This is a genomic window from Acidovorax sp. SUPP3434 (genome assembly GCF_030159015.1).
Lineage (GTDB): Bacteria > Pseudomonadota > Gammaproteobacteria > Burkholderiales > Burkholderiaceae_C > Paracidovorax.
Map to the genome: position 1 here is coordinate 201,991 of NZ_BQXL01000006.1, position 15,692 is coordinate 217,682.

Below are 15,692 nucleotides of genomic sequence, written 5' to 3' on the forward strand. Positions count from 1 at the left end.
GGTGCCGGCACCCGCCGGTCGGCCCGCGGGTCAGTTCGCCTGGTGGCGCGCCTCGCGCGGGCTGAGGCCGAAACGGCGCTTGAACATGCGCTGGAAGGTGGAGGGGTCCGAAAACCCGCACCGCAGCGCGATCTCCGAGAGGCTGGGCCGCTCGGTGCCGGCCCCCGCGGTCGCGGTGATCTGCTGCCATGCGGCCTCCAGCCGGGCGCTCCAGATGGCCGCCGCCACGCCCTCGCCGTGGCGTGCGAACAGGCGGTACAGCGATGCACGGGAGCATTCCAGCAGCACCGCCAGCCGCTCGGCACCGAAGGCCGGGTCGCCGCAGTGGCGCCGCACCAGGCCCCAGGCCGCCCGGTACAGGCTGTCGTCGAAGCGGCCGGCATCGGCCTGCAGGCCGGCTTTCTGCGATGTCTGCAGCAGGGCCAGGGCCATGTCGGTGCAGGCTTTCAGCGCCACGGTGCGTTCGTCGATTCCCATGCGCGGCGCCTCGCGCCAGGTGGCGGCCATCAGGGTCTGCAGCACGCTGCCCAGGCCCGGGCGCTGCGGCAGCTGGTCGGGCAGGGCGAAACCGGGGCCCAGGGTGTCGTGGATGGTCTTGCGCGACACGATGAGGGACATGTCGCGGTGGCGGGAGCGCCGGATCTCCACGGGCCGGGCGTAGTCCACGAGGTAGAGCATGCCGGCCGAGATCTGCTGCGCTCCGTGGTTTTCCTGGGTGGCCCAGTCGCACTCCACCATCAGCGACAGGCTGATGTCGTCCGCGCCGTCCCGGCGACACATGGCCTCGGTGCGCACGGCATGCACGGCCTCGCTCGCGTGCTCGACCAGATCGGCCCCCTGGCCGACGATGCGCCGCAACCGCCCGCCGAACGCCGCCCCGTCCGGCACGTCGGATTCGGGGCGCATGCGGCTGAGTACCGATTCCCGCCAGAAGTCGAGGCGCTCGCCTGAGGGGATGGGGTCAGTGGAGACCTCCACCAGGGTCCCTGGGACGTGCGGACTGGCGAGCGCAGCATGGCGGCGGGGTGGATGGGAATCGGAAGCCGGACGGATCTTGTTTGCCATGAATTCCCTTCGGCGGTCTGTTGCTTTCTGTGTGTTTCCACTCGAAATGTAGTGCACGCGCGACAGGTCGCGAAAAAAACCCTGCGCGCCGAACAGGGTCGAAATGGACCCCGCGTCTCACCCGTTGGGCCTGGCATGGCCGCCCGTCTCAATTGCCCGTACGGAGGGCTCTGGCCGCGGCGTGGGATGGAAATCCCCACTGGATCAGCGGGTTGAAACGGCCGGGGCGAAACGTCACGATGCACCGGTGGGCGGGAGGCCTGCTGCCCGATTCCGGGCGAAAAAACTGCGTCATCACCCCAATGGACCGGCCTGCCGGACACAATTTATGCACCCTGTGGACAGCCCCCTCGACCCCCTGCAGCATCTTGACCTCGTCCGAAGCTGCGGCGAAGGCGGACTCGGCCCTGCACCCCATGCGCTGTCGGTGCCGGTCCATGCCGAGCCGGGCGGCCCGGGCCAGGGCACGCTCACGGTCTTCGGCGCGGGCGGCCAGACGCTGGTGGAGACGGCCTTCGACGGCCATGCCACGGTGCTGGTGCACGCGGCGCAGGGCGGCCTGCGCCTCGTCCTGGACTTGGGGGACGGCCTGCACCTGGCCGCCCGGCTCGAGGACTACCGCTCCGGCACGGCGGTCGTGCTGTCGCCGATCTCCACGCTGGTGGATGCCTACCTCGCCACGCAGCCAGGGATGGCGCTGGCGCGGGCCCAGGCACGCGTGCTGGAGTCGCTGGGGCTGCCGCCCGACCTTCCCGTGGGGACTCTGGGCTTCAGCCTGGACCGCGACCGGTTCGATGCGGACCACTTCCACCAGGCCGCGCGCGGCGCGGGCGGCACGCAGGCGCTGGCATGGCAGGTGGCGGACGGCATCGACGCCACGGTCTCCGTCCAGCGCTTCGGACGGAGCGCGGCCGGCCTGCTGGGCGCCGACAAAAGCCCCGACGCCACCATCAAGGACCTGGTGGATGGCTTGTCCGGCAACTTCAAGGACTGGGCCGGCGGCAAGGTCAAAGGCTGGCTCATGCGGGTCAGCGGGATCAACAGCTTCCTGAACGAACTGGGGCTGGGTGAAGGAGAGGACACCACCGCCAAGCAACTGCAGGCGATCACGGCCGAGATCAAGCGGCTGAGCGAGGCGATCGACAAGGTGCCGCGGTCCACGGCCTACATCGCCCGCCTGACGGCGCTGGAGGTATTGAAGGCGTTCGTGCAGGACAAGACCGAGTTGCTGGCCAGCGCAGCGGGGGATGCGCCGCCGACGGCCGACCAGCTTCAGGAGCAATTCGTCAAGTCCGTGAATGAAAGCCTGGTGCTGACCCAACTGCACGACAACCAGGTGGGCTCCGGTGCCGATGCCAAGGGGCTGATCCGCCTGCTGCTGGACGACCACCCCAAGTTCTATTCGGGCCGCGCCGGAACGGCCTATGACGACCTGCTGTTCAACGCCTTCAACCAGGCGCGCGCACTGCAGGCCCAGGCGCTGAACCTCAAGGTCGAGGCCGCCCATGCGGGCGATCCGCCGCAGCTGGACAAGGCGGAGCGGCACCTGGACGAGTACCACATTCACCTCAAGCGCCAGCGGCTGATGTACCCCAACGGGCTCAAGCCCTTCGCCGACGGCAGCATCCTGGACCGCGACACCGGCCTGATGTGGAAACCGGAGATGTTCGAGTACGACGGTCTGGAAGGGCTGATGGCCGACCCGGCGAGCGCGGGCAATCCCTGGCGCCTGCCCAGCATCACCGAACTGCAGAGCCTGATACCGTCGAACGCCGTGCGCCATCGGCTGCCTTCCGGCGAACAGTCGGCTGCGACGCCTCAAGTCATGCGGTATTTCGGCTTCAAGCCGCAGTCGTACCAGCAGGACGGCACCACCCATTACCGGCATTTCGCCGACCTGGGGCAGGCGGGGTCCAGGCCGTACAAGATCCTCGGCCCGGGCTACATCGTCACCCGCAACGCCTACACGCGGCGCGATCGCCACTGGGGCCAGTCGGACTACGAACTGCGCACGCTGGTGATGAACCTCTACAACGGCGACGAGGAAAACATCCGCATCAAATTCTGCCGTGGCGACGGCAAGTGCTATACCCAATACGGCTCCTCGCAGCCACCTGTGCCTTGGACCATGCCGGTGCTGTACGTGCGCACGCCGCCCGTTCCCGTGGAGTTCAAGGTCGAGTTCTACGAAGGTTTCAAATCCACGGCCGACACGGCGCAGGGTTGGGCGCTGGTGCGCTATTCCGACAGCGGCGAATGGAAGGACGTGACCCAGGATGCCATCTGGAGCGTCGAGGGCGAACACGCATCGGACGTGCACGTGTCCAACCACGAAGGCACCAGTGGCCTGGTGCAGCTGCGCAGCCAGGAGCGCACGCCACGTGCCTACACGATCAAGGCCGAACTGCCCTGGTACCTGTCGGACCAGCCCGGGCAATCGGGCCGGCTCGAAGGCAAGGCCATCCTCTACGGCAACCAGAGCGCGCCGGTGCCGGTGCTCAAGCGCTGTTGCTGTCCCCGGCCACGAAGATCACCAAGCAATCCCCGTTCTCGTACGACCTCAGCATCCGGGGCGTCCTGAGTTCAGGGGCCGCCGTCGACAAGGACATGGCCGTCTGGTCGTGCAACCCGAGCGATTCCGGCGTGCAGATCAGCCCCTCCGGCCACGTGACGGTGTCCCAGGCCCCCACATCGAAAAAGCAGATCCAGATCAAGGCCACGATCGGCGGTGCCGAAGGGTTCGCCTACCTCGTGCTGCTGCCCTGACCCGCGAGGCGCCATCCATGCCATTTCTCACCATCAGTGCCGGCCGCGACCGGTCCATCGCCCTCGCCTCAGACGGTGCGGCCTACGGCTGGGGCGGCGTCAAGCGGCTCGGCGCCCAACTGCCACCCGGCTATCCAGGTGAGCTGTGCACGTCCAGCCCCACCGAGATCGGCCACAACCGCTACGCGCAGCCGCAGCCCCAGTGGCTGAACCCCGGGCTGCCGTTCACCGCGGTGCACGACGGGCATTCCCACACGCTGGCCGTGCGCCAGGGCGGCGCCGTGGTGGCCTGCCGGCCCGTGGTGTCGCCGGATCACGGCGCCGACCGCGTGGGCGTGTCGGGCCTGCCGTCCCCCGTGGTCCAGGTGGCGCAGACCGAGGCCGCCGCATTCGCGCTGCAAGCCGACGGCACGGTGCGCTCCTGGGGCATGGCGGCCTACGGGCAATTGGGCCGCGTGACGGCGTCGCGCGAATCCGGCCCGCAGGCCATCGAAGGCTTGGGCGCCATCGCGCACCTGGCGCCTGGCCATGCGCACGTGCTGGCGCTGGACCGTGCCGGACGCGTCTGGGCCTGGGGGGCCAACGCAGCCGGCCAGCTCGGCAACGGGGCACTGACTGAATCCGCCGTGCCGGTGCGGGTGGACCTGCCCGGGCGCATCGTGCAGGTGGCCGCGGGCGACACGCACAGCTTCGCGGTGGACGCGCAAGGCGGGCTGTGGGCCTGGGGCTCCAATCAGTACGGGCAGGCGGGCGGCGGCGAGGCCCGCTATTTCGCCCGGCCCGTGCGGGTGCGCACCGGCTTTGCCGTGGCGCAGGTGGATGCGGGCATGTTCTACACCGTGGCGCTGTCGCGCCAGGGCGATGTGTTCGCGTGGGGTTGGAACGGCATGGGGCAGCTCGCGCGGGACGGCATGGCCTTTTCCGCCAAGCCGCTGCGGGTGCCGGCGCTGCGCGGCGTGCTGCAACTGGCGGCCGGATCGGGCCACGTGCTGGCGCGCACCGGCACCGGGCTGCTCGCCTGGGGCGACAACCGCTCGTCCGCCTGCGGGGCGTTTCCGTCCACCGCCGTGCAGGTCCGTCCCCATCCCATCGCATTCGCCTGAAGGCCCGCCATGACCGATTCTTTCTCGACCCCGGAGCCGACGCGCCGCGCCAGCCTGCAGTGGATGTTCGGGCTCTCCCTGGGCTCGGTGGTTGCCCCGCTGGCCGGCTGCGGCGGCAGCGCCTCCGGCGCCACGGCGGACACGCTGCCCGAACCCGCCGCGCTGACGTCGTCCGGCGGCCAACTCAGCCTGGACCTGTTCGCCCGCTACGGCGCGCAGCCGCTGCGCATCGCGGGATCGCAGCCGCCGGCCTATCCGGGCGTGGCCCGCACGGTGCAGACCGCGCTGCGCAGCTTCAACGGCCAGTACATGGCGCCCACGCTGCACCTGCAGCCCGGCGACACGCTGCGCATCCGGCTGGTGAACGAACTGCCGGCCAACGTGAAGGGCCAGTCCTCGCTGGACTACCTCAACCACCAGAACAGCACCAACCTGCATTTCCACGGCCTGCACGTCGATCCGCGGGAGATCCGCCCCGGCGTGTTCGGCGACTACGTGGTGGACATGGCCGAGGCCGGCGTGCTGCCGGGGGCCAGCCGCCAGCACGAGGTGGCCATCCCGGCCGACCACACCAACGGCATCTATTGGTACCACCCCCATCTGCACGGGTCGTCCAACGTGCAGGTCTCCAGCGGCATGTTCGGCGCCATCCTCATCCACGACCCCAAGGACACCTTCATCGACACGCCGGACATCCGCGAGCGCGCGATCCACGTGCACAAGGTCAACCTGACCGACGACGGCAAAACGGAATCGTTCTACGACTCCATCCGCACCGCGTCGTCGGGTTTTTTGCTCAACGGCGCCTACCAGCCCACCATCGTGATGCGGCCGGGCGAGGTGCAGCAGTGGCACTTCGTCAACACGGCTTCGTTCTACCCGTTCAACCCCGTGCTGGACGGCCACACGCTCTGGGCGTATGCCAAGGACGGCAACGTGTTCAACCGCCGCTTCAAGCCCATCAACGCGGCCACCTCGGACCAATTCGACAACGCCCACTGGCCCGGCAACGCGCTGTACCCCGGCAACCGCCATTCGATCGTGGTGAAGGCCAGCGACGTGCCTGGCACTTACTACCTGCGTTCGGTCAAGGCGCCGTCGAGCGAGGCGCAGGACGAGATCGTCGCGCGCATCGTGGTGGAGGGCACGCCGCTGTCCACCCCGCTGCCCCAGCCCGCGCGCCTGCCGCGCTATGCCGAGCACCTGCCCATCACCGATGAGGAACTGGCGGCCCATGGCGGCAAGCAGCGCAGCCTGGTGCTGGCCGTGCTGTCCAAGACGAGCGAGCGCCTGGCCCAGCCCATTCCGGCGGGGGAGGGCTGGTTCATCCCGCTGTCGGACGGCGTCGACGGCTTCACCGACACCGTGTTCTCGTCCGGCGATGCCTCGCCGCAGGCCCGGCTGTCGCCGTTCCAGTCGTCGCTCACGGCCACGCAGACGGTGGCGCTGGGCGCGGTGGAGGAATGGACCATCCAGAACCTCAACCGCTACCCGCACCCGTTCCACATCCACGTCAACGACAGCTATGTGGTCCGGGTCAACGGCGAGCCGGTCGATCCGTACTGGGCCGACACGCTGCCGGTGCCGCCGATGGGCAGCATCACCTTCCGCATGCGTTTCACCGACTTCCACGGCCAGTTCGTGTGGCACTGCCATGCGCTCGACCACGAAGACCTGGGAATGATGCAACTGGTGCACGTGGTGGCGTGACAGGCGACGAACACGAGCGAGCGAACACGGGCGAAAGCAGACGCGGAGCCACAGGAACCAAGAGAGAGAGGGGAGAGAAGAAGAGCGCGGCGAGGGGCCCGGTGCGGTGCGCCGGGCCCCGGCGTCGTGCGCGCGCTGGGGCCTGATGGGGCAGCAATGGCTGGTGTCCTGGTGGCGCACGGGACGCGTGTGGGACCGGGGTGCCGCCGAATGGGCGTAAGCTTGTCGAGTCGATCGTCGCCCCGCCATTGCCCGTGGCCCATCGCTGTCATGAATCTGCCCGCCTCCCCCCACGCCGCCTCTTCGCCCGCCTGCGCCGCCTGCCGCGATGGCCAGGCGCTGGACTTCGAGTTCACCATGGCGTTCCAGCCCATCGTCGATTTGCGCGACCGCAGCGTCTACGCCTACGAGGCGCTGGTGCGGGGGCTGGACGGCAGCTCGGCCCAGAGCATCCTGGATCGGGTGACCGAGCAGAACCTCTACGCCTTCGACCAGGCCTGCCGCGTGAAGGCCGTGGAGCTGGCCGCGGCACTGGGCATGCCCTGCCGGCTGAGCATCAACTTCCTGCCCAACGCCGTGTACCAGCCGGAGGCCTGCATCCGCGCCACGCTGCAGGCCGCGCAGCGCTGCGGCTTTCCCACCGAGCGCATCATCTTCGAGATCGCCGAGCGCGAGAACCTGCTGGACAAGGCGCACCTGCAGGGCATCCTGCACGCCTACCGCCGCCACGGCTTCCTGAGCGCGATCGACGATTTCGGCGCGGGCTACGCGGGCCTGAGCCTGCTGGCCGACTTCCAGCCCGATCTGCTGAAGATCGACATGGCCCTGGTGCGCGGCGTCGACCGCCATCCGGTCCGGCAAGCCATCGTGCGCAGCATCGTGGGCCTGTGCGATGACCTGGGCGTGCAGGCCCTGGCCGAAGGCGTCGAAACCGATGCCGAGCTGCACACCTTGCGCGGCTTGGGCATCCACCTGTTCCAGGGCTACCTGTTCGCCCGGCCCGCGCTGCAGGCCCTGCCGCCTGTGCGCTGGCCGCAGGACGCCGGCGCCTGACGCTGCGCCGCCAGGCGGCGGCGGGGGTTTACACGGCGCTCTGGCTGGAAGATGCTCGGCCTTCGTTCAACCCCCCCGTCCTTCGCCGCATGTCCATCGATCCCGCCGTCCTCCAGGCCTTTGCACCCGCCGGGGTGCTGCGCGCCTCCATCAACCTGGGCAACCCCATTTTGGCCAAGGCCGGCGCGCCGGGGGCGGACCCGTCCGGCGTGTCCGTCGATCTGGCGCGGGCCCTGGCCGAGCGCCTGGGCGTGCCGATCGCCTTCGCCGTGTTCGATGCGGCCGGCCGATCGGTCGAGGCCGTCACGCAGGAGCAGGCCGATGTGGGCTTCTTCGCCGTGGACCCGCTGCGCGGCGCCGGCATCGCGTTCACCGCGCCGTATGTGCTCATCGAAGGCTGCTACCTGGTGCGGGACGATTCACCGCTGCGCGACAACGAGGCCGTGGACCGGCCCGGACACCGGGTGGTGGTCGGCAAGGGCAGCGCCTACGACCTCTACCTGAGCCGCGAGATGAAGGCCGCCACCCTGGTGCGCGCCCCCACGTCGCCCGCCGTCGTGGAGACCTTCCTGGCCGAAGGCGCCGACGTGGCCGCGGGCGTCAAGCAGCAGCTGCAGGCCGATGCGCAGCGCCTGGGCGGCGGCCTGCGCCTGCTGCCGGGCCGCTTCATGGTCATCCAGCAGGCCATGGGGCTGCCCAAGGGCCGGGGCGCGGCCGCGGCGGGCGTGCTCCATGCCTTCGTGGAGGAGGCCAAGGCCAGCGGCTTCGTGCAGGCCGCGCTGGAGCGGCACGGCATCCAGGGCGCCTCCGTGGCGCCGGCCCAGGCCCCGGCTTGAGGCGGTGATTCGATGCTATTGTTTTAATAGCGATATGCCCTAGTGTTGATTGTGCTGGGGCCTGTTTTGATACCAAGCCTGCTTCGCAGGGCCCCGCCGGGGTGCTGGCCGGTGCGGTGCGCGCGGGGCCGCGCATAAGATCGCATCGGCACCGGGCGGGCCGCGGCATGCTGCGGCGGCCCGCGCTGCCATCCGACCATTCCAAAGGAGACAACCCATGAAAAAAACGTTCCGCCTGCTGGCCGCCGCATTCGCCCTGGTGGGAGTGGCATCGACGGCGTCGGCCGAGGTGTACCCCAAGGAGGCGCTGCTGAAAGCCAACAAGGAGGGCGCCGGCGGCGGCAAGGGCACGCTGGCCGGCGAATACGCCTTCACCCGCGACAAGGCGCTCAAGGACCAGGCCATCAAGGAGATCAGCTGGCTCACGCTGCAGCCGGGTGACTCCATCGGCTACCACAAGCACACCAGCAACGAGGACACCTACGTCATCGTCTCGGGCCGCGGCACCTTCAAGGACAAGGACGGCGTGGACGTGGCCGTGAAGCCGGGCGACGTGACCATTGTGCGCAAGGGCGAATCGCACGGGCTGACCAACACTGGCACCGAGCCGCTGGTGTTCCTGGACGTGATCGCCGAGCAGTAGGCGCTGGCGCGGCGGCCAGCCCCGGGCCGCAACGCCCAAGAGCACCCGCAGGGTGCTCTTTTTTGGGGTGGCGGGCGCTCAGTCCCCCATCACCACGCCTTCGCGGCGCGGGTCGGCGCCGCCCAGCCACATCGGCTGCCCGTGCACCTCGGCGCGGGTGATGGCCTGCAGGCCGCTGGTCATGTTCATCTCGCGCACCTCGGCGCCGCGGGCGCGCAGCGCCTCCAACGTGGCCGGCGGGAAGCGGTTTTCCTCCAGCATCGTCGGGCCATTGAGCGAGCCGAAATTGGGCAGGTTGATCGCCTGCTGCGGCATCAGCCCCCAGTTGAAGATGCCATAGAGCGTCTTGGCCGTGTAGTGGATGATGAGCGCACCGCCCGGGCTGCCGCCGCTCATCACCACCTGGCCGGTCTGCTTGTCGAACACCAGCGTGGGCGCCATCGACGAGCGCGGGCGCTTGCCGGGCTCCACGCGGTTGGCGATGGGCTGGCCCTGCGCGTCCTTGGGCGCGAAGCTGAAATCGGTCAGCTCGTTGTTCAGCAGGAAGCCCTTGACCATCTGGCGCGAGCCGAACTGGTCTTCGATGGTGGTCGTCATCGCCACCGCGTTGCCGAAGGCATCGACGACGCTGATGTGGCTGGTGCCGTGTTCGATCTGGTCGGGCATGGGCGCATGGCTGGTTTGGACCGCGCCGGGGTTGCCGGGCTGCGCCACCTTCATGCTCTGCGGGCCGATCAGTTGGGCGCGCTGGGCGAGGTAGGCGGGGGCGAGCAGGGTGCTCCAGCTGCCGCCCGGCGGTTGCACGAAGTCGGGGTCGGCCACGTAGAGGCCGCGGTCGGCGAAGGCCAGGCGCGAGGCCTCGTTGTACAGGTAGAGCCAGTCGGCACTGGGCAACCAGTCGCCCGCGCCCTTGGGGCCTTCCTGCAGCGCCATCGTGTTGGCGTCGGTGTTCTTCAGGATGCCCAGGATCTGCCCCACGGCGATCGCGCCCGAGCTGGGCGGCGGAAAGCCGCACAGGCGAAAGTCCTTGGAGGCCACCTGGTAGTCCGTGCACAGCGCCTCGCGCTTCCTGGGCTGGTAGCCGGCCAGGTCGGCCAGCGCCAGGCGCCCGGGGTTGGTCGGGTGGCCCTGCACCTTGGCGACGATGGCCTGCGCCACCTCGCCCTCCAGCAGCGCCTTGGAGCCGTTGTTCGCGATGCCTTTCAGCACGGCGGCCAGCTCGGGGTTCCTGAGCACATGGCCCACGGGCCAGGGCTGGCCCGCCGTGTCGAAGAAATAGGCGCGCGCGGCCGGGTCCTGGGCCAGGTACTTTTCGTTGGCCAGCAGCGTGTTCAGGCGCGGGCTCACCTTGAAGCCGTTCTCGGCCAGTTGGATGGCCGGCTGGAACAGCGATGCCCATGGCAGCTTGCCGTGCTCCTTGTGCGCCAGCTCCAGCATGCGCACCGCGCCGGGTGTACCCACCGAGCGGCCGCCCACCACGCCGTCGTAGAAAGGCACGGGCTTGCCGTCGGGGCCGAGAAAGAGGTTATCGGTGGCGGCGGCCGGCGCCGTCTCGCGGCCGTCGTAGGCCTCGACGCGGCTGCCCGCCGAGTGCAGCAGGAACGCGCCGCCGCCGATGCCGCTCGACTGCGGCTCGACCAGCGACAGCACCATCTGCACCGCGATGGCGGCATCGATCGCCGAGCCGCCGGCCTTGAGCACCTGGTAGCCCGCATCGGTGGCCAGCGGGTTGGCGGCCGCCACGGCGAACTTCTGCGTCGCCCAGCCGGGCTTCTCGGTATAGCCGGACGCGCCTTCGGGCTGGTCGGGCAGGGTGTAGTTCAGGCGGGGGCTGGTGCCGCAGGCCGCGAGCAGGGCGGTGGCAGCGAGGGCGGCCAGCCGGACGGCGGGCAGGTGCTTTTGGATCATGGAGTCTCCCTGTGTGGTGGGCGCCATGGTAATGCGGGGTGCAGGCCTGGCCTGCGGGTGTTACACCCCGCTACCGAACCGGCGCGCGTGGGTGGCCCCTGCGTTGGGAGTCTTTGGTCTTTTTGGCCTCCAGCGCAATCAATACTAGGGCATTTTGCTATCTATTTTGTAGCAAATCAGAGGTCGCGCACGGGTCCGGGGCGACCGTCTTCCACCACGAAGCGGGCCAGGGTGGAGGCTCCGCTGTCGGCCCGCAGCGGGTCGTCCACGGTGCGCAGCGTGGTGGTCCAGCGCCGGGGCGTGACCTCGGCCAGCCCCCAGCCGCGCAGGTCGCAGCGCGCCAGCAGCACGTGCGGGTTGTGGCGGGCGATGGCGTCCACCTTGTCCTGCGTGGTGCCCGAGCGCGAGCTGATCGAGGTGCCGCAGAACTCGCTGGCCAGCACGCGGGCCGCGGGGGCCAACGGGGACTCGGCCGGCGCGGCCCCGTCGGTCGGCGCCATCACGTTGCAGACGTAGTTCTGGTGGATGTCACCCCCCAGCAGCACCGTGTTGCGCGGCGCATGCCGGGCCACCGACTGCAGCAGCCGCTGGCGTGCGGCCGGGTAGCCGTCCCAGCTGTCGGTCGATTGCACGCCCGAGGGGTAGTGACGCGGCGAGAACAGCGTCTGCTGCGCGATCACGCTCCAGCGGGTGCCGTCGCCGATGGCGCTTCCCACGCCGCCGCCGCGCGCATCGGCGGCCAGGCCGGCATCCAGCCAGCGCTCCTGCGCCGCGCCCAGGAAGCTGCGCCCGGGCGCCTGCAACTCGGCGCAGTCGCCGGGCCGCACGGCGCCCGCGCCGCTGCTGCCTTCCGCGCGGCAGGCCTGGCGGTCGCGGAACTGGCGCGCATCCAGCAGGTGGATGGTCGCCAGCCGCCCCCATGGCAGCGCGCGGTACACCTGCAGCGCGCCGAACCCGCTGGCCGCCAGGCTCGCGGCCCGCAGTGGCGTGTGTTCGTAGAAGGCCTGCCATGCCGCCGTGCGCATCGCCAGGAAGTCGGCGGCGTCGCCGCGGCCGTGGGTGCCGGCGTAGTCGTTCTGCACCTCGTGGTCGTCCCAGGTCGTGGCCCAGGGGCACAGCGCGTGGGCCGCCTGCAGCGACGGGTCGCTCTTGTGCAGCGCGTAGCGGTCGCGGTAGTCGGCCAGCGTGTGCGCCAGGCGCAGGCCGTGCACGCGCGCCAGCCCGGCCGGGTCCTTGGGGCTGGCGTATTCGTAGATGTAGTCGCCCAGGAACAGCACCAGGTCGGGCGACTGGCGGCACACGTCGGCCCAGGCGGCGTAGTGGCCGTGCTCCCACCGCTGGCACGACGCGAAGGCGATGCGCAGGCCCGGCGCCACATCCCCGGCGGCCGGCGCGGTGCGCGTGCGGCCGGTGGTGCTGACGGCGTCGCCCTGCAGAAAGCGGTAGTGGTACCAGCGCCCCGGGGCCAGCCCCTGCAGCTCGACATGCACGCTGTGCGCGAACTCCGGCAGGGCGGTGGCCGTACCGCACTGCACGATGCGGCGAAACGCGTCGTCGTGCGCCACCTCCCACCGCACGGCGATCGGGCGGTTCCATGCGCCGGGTTCGGCGGGCACGAGACGCGTCCACAGCACCATCCCATCGGGCGAGGGGTCGCCGCTGGCCACGCCCAGCGTGAACGGGTCGTGCCGCAGCGCTGCGGTGCCTGCCCCGGCCCAGCGGGGCCAGGCGGCCACGCCTGCGGCCCAGGCGGCCCGTTGCAGCAGTGCCCGGCGCGAGAGCAGGGGTGTTTGCGTCATGGGAAGGGTTGCAGTGCGCGAGCGGGAAGCCGTCAGGCCGGGCGCGCTGAAACAGCCGCCCGGGAGGGGCTCAGGCGGCCATCACCCGGTTCTTGCCCGCGCGCTTGGCCAGGTACATGCCCTGGTCGGCCCGGCGGATGGCTTCCGTGCTGCCCTCCTGCTCGGCCATCTGCGCCACGCCGGCGCTGAAGGTGATGAGTACCTTCTCGCGGTCCTTCAGGAAGTAGCGCGTGGTCAGCTCGCGCTGCAGCCGCTTCATGGCTTCCACGCCCTGGTCCAGGTCGGTGTCGGGCAGCACCAACACGAATTCCTCGCCGCCGTAGCGCGCCAGCATGTCTTGCGGGCGCATCACCTCGCGCGTGACGCCGGCCAGGTGCACCAGCGCCTCGTCGCCGGCCGTGTGGCCCAGGCGGTCGTTGATGAGTTTGAAGTTGTCCACGTCCAGCAGGGCCACGCACAGGGGCGAGCCGTTGCGCGTGGCGCGGGCGATCTCGCGCTCCATCACCTCGTCCAGGCCCTTGCGGTTGAGCGAGCCGGTGAGCGGGTCGTGCCGGGCCTGGGCGCTGGCGCGGTCCAGCTCTTCCTGCAGCTTGGCGATCTCGGCATGGCGCGCATCGGAGCGCGCGCGCAGGTCCTGCAGCTCGTCGCGCGCCACCCGGCTGTCCAGGGCCATGGCGCGCGTGGCGCTCATCACCTCCTCGAGCAGCGGGGTGATCTCCTGCAGGCTGTTGGCCTGGCCGATGCGCTCGGCGCAGTGCTCCATCTTGTCGTGGTAGGTGCTGCTGGAGGCGGTGATCTGCACCAGCCGCTCGATGAAGGTGGCCAGCAGCTCCTTCATCTGTTCCTGCGCCTGCACGGTGCGCTCCTTGGCCTCCGTCTGCTTGAAGATCACGTCCTTCAGGCGCCGCTGCACCTCGTCCAGCCGGCGCAGCGTGAGCGGCGGCGTGGAGGCGGCCATCAGCGCCTCGACCTGGCCCTGCAGCCAGCGGTCGTCCTGGCTCAGCACGGCGATGTTCTCGAACAGCATGTGCAGCAGTTCGAGCAGGCTGGCGCGGATGGCCGCCTGGTCCTCGGTGGCGAACGAGAGCCGATAGCTGAAGTTGTTCAGCATCAGGCCGAAGGTCGAGACCGGGGGCGAGGGCTGGCGCAGGAAGTTGGTCAGCTGCGCGGCCAGTTCATGAACGCGGGCATCGTCTTCGCCCAGCGCAGGCAGGGTGTTGTCGATCAGGCGGGCGAGCTGCTCGGTCAGTTCCTCGGGCAGGTGCGTGGCGGCCGAGGGTTCCGCCGCCGCGGCGGCCGGTGCGGCCACGCTGGCCAGGCCGAGGTTCGCGTAGCCCACCAGCACGCTCTGCAACTGTGCCCAGTCGGTGTTGTCGATGGCGGATTCGAACAGGCCCAGCAGGCGCTTTTGCGCCGGCGTCTGCCCGGGCAGCACGCGCAGGATGTGGCGCAGGGGGCCTTCTGGAAAGGCGGTGGGGCTGGGGTTGCCGGCGATCTCGTCGTAGAGCGCCTGGTAGTTGTCGGGCGTGGGCGCCAAACGGCGCGCGGCCAGCTGCTTGAGGGTTTCTCGCGCGATTTCTGAAGGGGGGCGGTCGGCCATCTGGCGTGCACGGAAAGGCAAAGATGCGCGAGTGTGACAGACGGCGCACGGCTTGAACAGGCGCCCGCAAGGCATCCGTGCAACGCCGGCCCCGCGCACCACCGGCCTGGGTGAACGGGGTGAAGGCCCCGGCGGGTGCGGGTCGGCGCCAGTGTCAGTTCACCATGACCAGCTTGCCCATCACCCCGCGCGATCCCATGTGGGCATAGGCCGCGGGCAGTTGCGCCATCGGCATGGTGCGGTCGATCACGGGCTTGATGGCGCCCTCGCCGTACCAGGCGGCCAGCTCGGCCATCATGGCGGCGTTGGCCTGCCGCTCGCGCTTGGAGAACTCGCCCCAGAACACGCCCACGATCGAGGCGCCCTTGAGCAGCGCCAGATTCAGCGGCAGCGCCGGGATGGGGCCGGAGGCGAAGCCCACCACCAGGTAGCGCCCGCGCCAGGCGATCGAGCGGAAGGCGGGCTCGGTGAAGTCGCCGCCCACCGGGTCGTAGATCACGTCCGGGCCCCTGCCGTCGGTCAGCGACTTGATCGCCTCGCGCAGGTTTTCCTCGGTGTAGTTGATGACGGCGTCGGCGCCCACGGACAGGCACAGCTTGCATTTTTCCTCGGTGGAGGCGGCCGCGATCACGCGGGCGCCCATCTTCTTGGCGATCTGGATGGCCGCCGTGCCCACGCCACCGGCCGCACCCAGCACCAGCACCGTCTCGCCGGCCTTGAGCTGCCCCCGGTCCACCAGCGCATGGTGCGATGTGGCGTAGATCATGATGAACGCCGCCGCATCCACGTGCGAAAAGCCCTCGGGCAGCGGCATGCACAGCGCCGCGGGCGCCACCGCGTGGGTGCCGAAGCCGCCCGTGCCGGTGAGGCAGGCCACGCTCTGCCCGGGGCGCAGGTGGGTGACGCCTTCGCCCACGGCCTCCACCACGCCGGCGTATTCCGACCCCGGCACGAAGGGCAGGGGGGGCTTCATCTGGTACTTGTTCTGCACGATGAGCAGGTCGGGAAAGTTCAGGCTGGCGGCCTTGATCGCGATCAGCACCTCGCCCGCCTTCGGCGTGGGCGTGGGCAGTTCGGTCCAGGCCAGGGCGTCGACGCCCGTCGGGTTGGTGCAAAGCCAAGCATGCATGGGAGGTCTCCTGTCGGTGTGGCCGCATGATAGGCGCGGGGGGCGGCATGGCGAGTCCCTGGAGCGACGGCGGCCGCCGG

Annotated in this window: 12 protein-coding genes; 7 read left to right on the forward strand and 5 right to left on the reverse strand. The window is 70.1% G+C overall.

The features are described from left to right. Positions 1-30 precede the first annotated feature (30 nt). A complete protein-coding gene (locus tag AVKW3434_RS12485; protein WP_284406087.1) occupies positions 31-978 on the reverse strand; it encodes a helix-turn-helix domain-containing protein in 948 nt (315 codons plus the stop codon). Positions 979-1,393: 415 nt separating this feature from the next. Here AVKW3434_RS12485 and AVKW3434_RS12490 point away from each other — a divergent pair, with 415 nt between their 5' ends. From AVKW3434_RS12490 to AVKW3434_RS12520, 7 genes are all read left to right on the forward strand, one after another. Then, the gene (locus tag AVKW3434_RS12490) at positions 1,394-3,646 is read left to right on the forward strand and encodes an Lcl C-terminal domain-containing protein (RefSeq protein WP_284406088.1); all 2,253 of its coding nucleotides are present in this window, start codon (positions 1,394-1,396) and stop codon (positions 3,644-3,646) included. A gap of 26 nt (positions 3,647-3,672) precedes the next feature. After that, entirely contained in the window at positions 3,673-3,831 is a 159-nt protein-coding gene (locus tag AVKW3434_RS12495) for a hypothetical protein (protein ID WP_284406089.1), read from the forward strand. Positions 3,832-3,848: 17 nt separating this feature from the next. Further along, positions 3,849-4,934, forward strand: coding sequence for an RCC1 domain-containing protein (locus AVKW3434_RS12500; RefSeq protein WP_284406090.1), 1,086 nt, complete (start codon positions 3,849-3,851; stop codon positions 4,932-4,934). A gap of 9 nt (positions 4,935-4,943) precedes the next feature. Continuing rightward, positions 4,944-6,644 (forward strand): multicopper oxidase family protein, encoded by a 1,701-nt coding sequence (locus tag AVKW3434_RS12505; RefSeq protein WP_284406091.1) that lies wholly within the window; start codon positions 4,944-4,946, stop codon positions 6,642-6,644. A gap of 270 nt (positions 6,645-6,914) precedes the next feature. Beyond that, a complete protein-coding gene (locus AVKW3434_RS12510) occupies positions 6,915-7,697 on the forward strand; it encodes an EAL domain-containing protein (protein ID WP_284406092.1) in 783 nt (260 codons plus the stop codon). Positions 7,698-7,786: 89 nt separating this feature from the next. Then, complete coding sequence (locus AVKW3434_RS12515) at positions 7,787-8,533, forward strand: transporter substrate-binding domain-containing protein (RefSeq protein ID WP_284406093.1); 747 nt, start codon at positions 7,787-7,789, stop codon at positions 8,531-8,533. Positions 8,534-8,750: 217 nt separating this feature from the next. Continuing rightward, positions 8,751-9,176 carry a cupin domain-containing protein gene (locus tag AVKW3434_RS12520; protein WP_272568201.1) on the forward strand — a complete coding sequence of 142 codons (426 nt, stop codon included), beginning with the start codon at positions 8,751-8,753 and terminating at the stop codon, positions 9,174-9,176. A 78-nt stretch (positions 9,177-9,254) separates the two neighbouring features. Here AVKW3434_RS12520 and AVKW3434_RS12525 read toward each other — a convergent pair whose 3' ends face one another. From AVKW3434_RS12525 to AVKW3434_RS12540, 4 genes are all read right to left on the reverse strand, one after another. After that, entirely contained in the window at positions 9,255-11,084 is a 1,830-nt protein-coding gene (locus AVKW3434_RS12525) for a gamma-glutamyltransferase family protein (RefSeq protein ID WP_284406094.1), read from the reverse strand. 176 nt (positions 11,085-11,260) lie between these two features. Next, the gene (locus tag AVKW3434_RS12530; RefSeq protein ID WP_284406095.1) at positions 11,261-12,883 is read right to left on the reverse strand and encodes an alkaline phosphatase D family protein; all 1,623 of its coding nucleotides are present in this window, start codon (positions 12,881-12,883) and stop codon (positions 11,261-11,263) included. Positions 12,884-12,953: 70 nt separating this feature from the next. Next, entirely contained in the window at positions 12,954-14,483 is a 1,530-nt protein-coding gene (locus tag AVKW3434_RS12535; protein ID WP_272568206.1) for a GGDEF domain-containing protein, read from the reverse strand. A 154-nt stretch (positions 14,484-14,637) separates the two neighbouring features. Further along, positions 14,638-15,612: an NADPH:quinone oxidoreductase family protein gene (locus AVKW3434_RS12540; RefSeq protein ID WP_284406096.1), complete on the reverse strand. Its 975-nt coding sequence runs from the start codon at positions 15,610-15,612 to the stop codon at positions 14,638-14,640. Positions 15,613-15,692: the final 80 nt, after the last annotated feature.

What these genes read in the sequence shown, in the direction of transcription:
- AVKW3434_RS12490 (WP_284406088.1), top strand. Translation starts at nt 1,394, where the DNA reads ATGCACCCTGTGGACAGCCCCCTCGACCCCCTGCAGCATCTTGACCTC.
- AVKW3434_RS12495 (WP_284406089.1), top strand. Translation starts at nt 3,673, where the DNA reads ATGGCCGTCTGGTCGTGCAACCCGAGCGATTCCGGCGTGCAGATCAGC.
- AVKW3434_RS12500 (WP_284406090.1), top strand. Translation starts at nt 3,849, where the DNA reads ATGCCATTTCTCACCATCAGTGCCGGCCGCGACCGGTCCATCGCCCTC.
- AVKW3434_RS12505 (WP_284406091.1), top strand. Translation starts at nt 4,944, where the DNA reads ATGACCGATTCTTTCTCGACCCCGGAGCCGACGCGCCGCGCCAGCCTG.
- AVKW3434_RS12510 (WP_284406092.1), top strand. Translation starts at nt 6,915, where the DNA reads ATGAATCTGCCCGCCTCCCCCCACGCCGCCTCTTCGCCCGCCTGCGCC.
- AVKW3434_RS12515 (WP_284406093.1), top strand. Translation starts at nt 7,787, where the DNA reads ATGTCCATCGATCCCGCCGTCCTCCAGGCCTTTGCACCCGCCGGGGTG.
- AVKW3434_RS12520 (WP_272568201.1), top strand. Translation starts at nt 8,751, where the DNA reads ATGAAAAAAACGTTCCGCCTGCTGGCCGCCGCATTCGCCCTGGTGGGA.
- AVKW3434_RS12525 (WP_284406094.1), bottom strand. Translation starts at nt 11,084, where the DNA reads ATGATCCAAAAGCACCTGCCCGCCGTCCGGCTGGCCGCCCTCGCTGCC.
- AVKW3434_RS12530 (WP_284406095.1), bottom strand. Translation starts at nt 12,883, where the DNA reads ATGACGCAAACACCCCTGCTCTCGCGCCGGGCACTGCTGCAACGGGCC.
- AVKW3434_RS12535 (WP_272568206.1), bottom strand. Translation starts at nt 14,483, where the DNA reads ATGGCCGACCGCCCCCCTTCAGAAATCGCGCGAGAAACCCTCAAGCAG.
- AVKW3434_RS12540 (WP_284406096.1), bottom strand. Translation starts at nt 15,612, where the DNA reads ATGCATGCTTGGCTTTGCACCAACCCGACGGGCGTCGACGCCCTGGCC.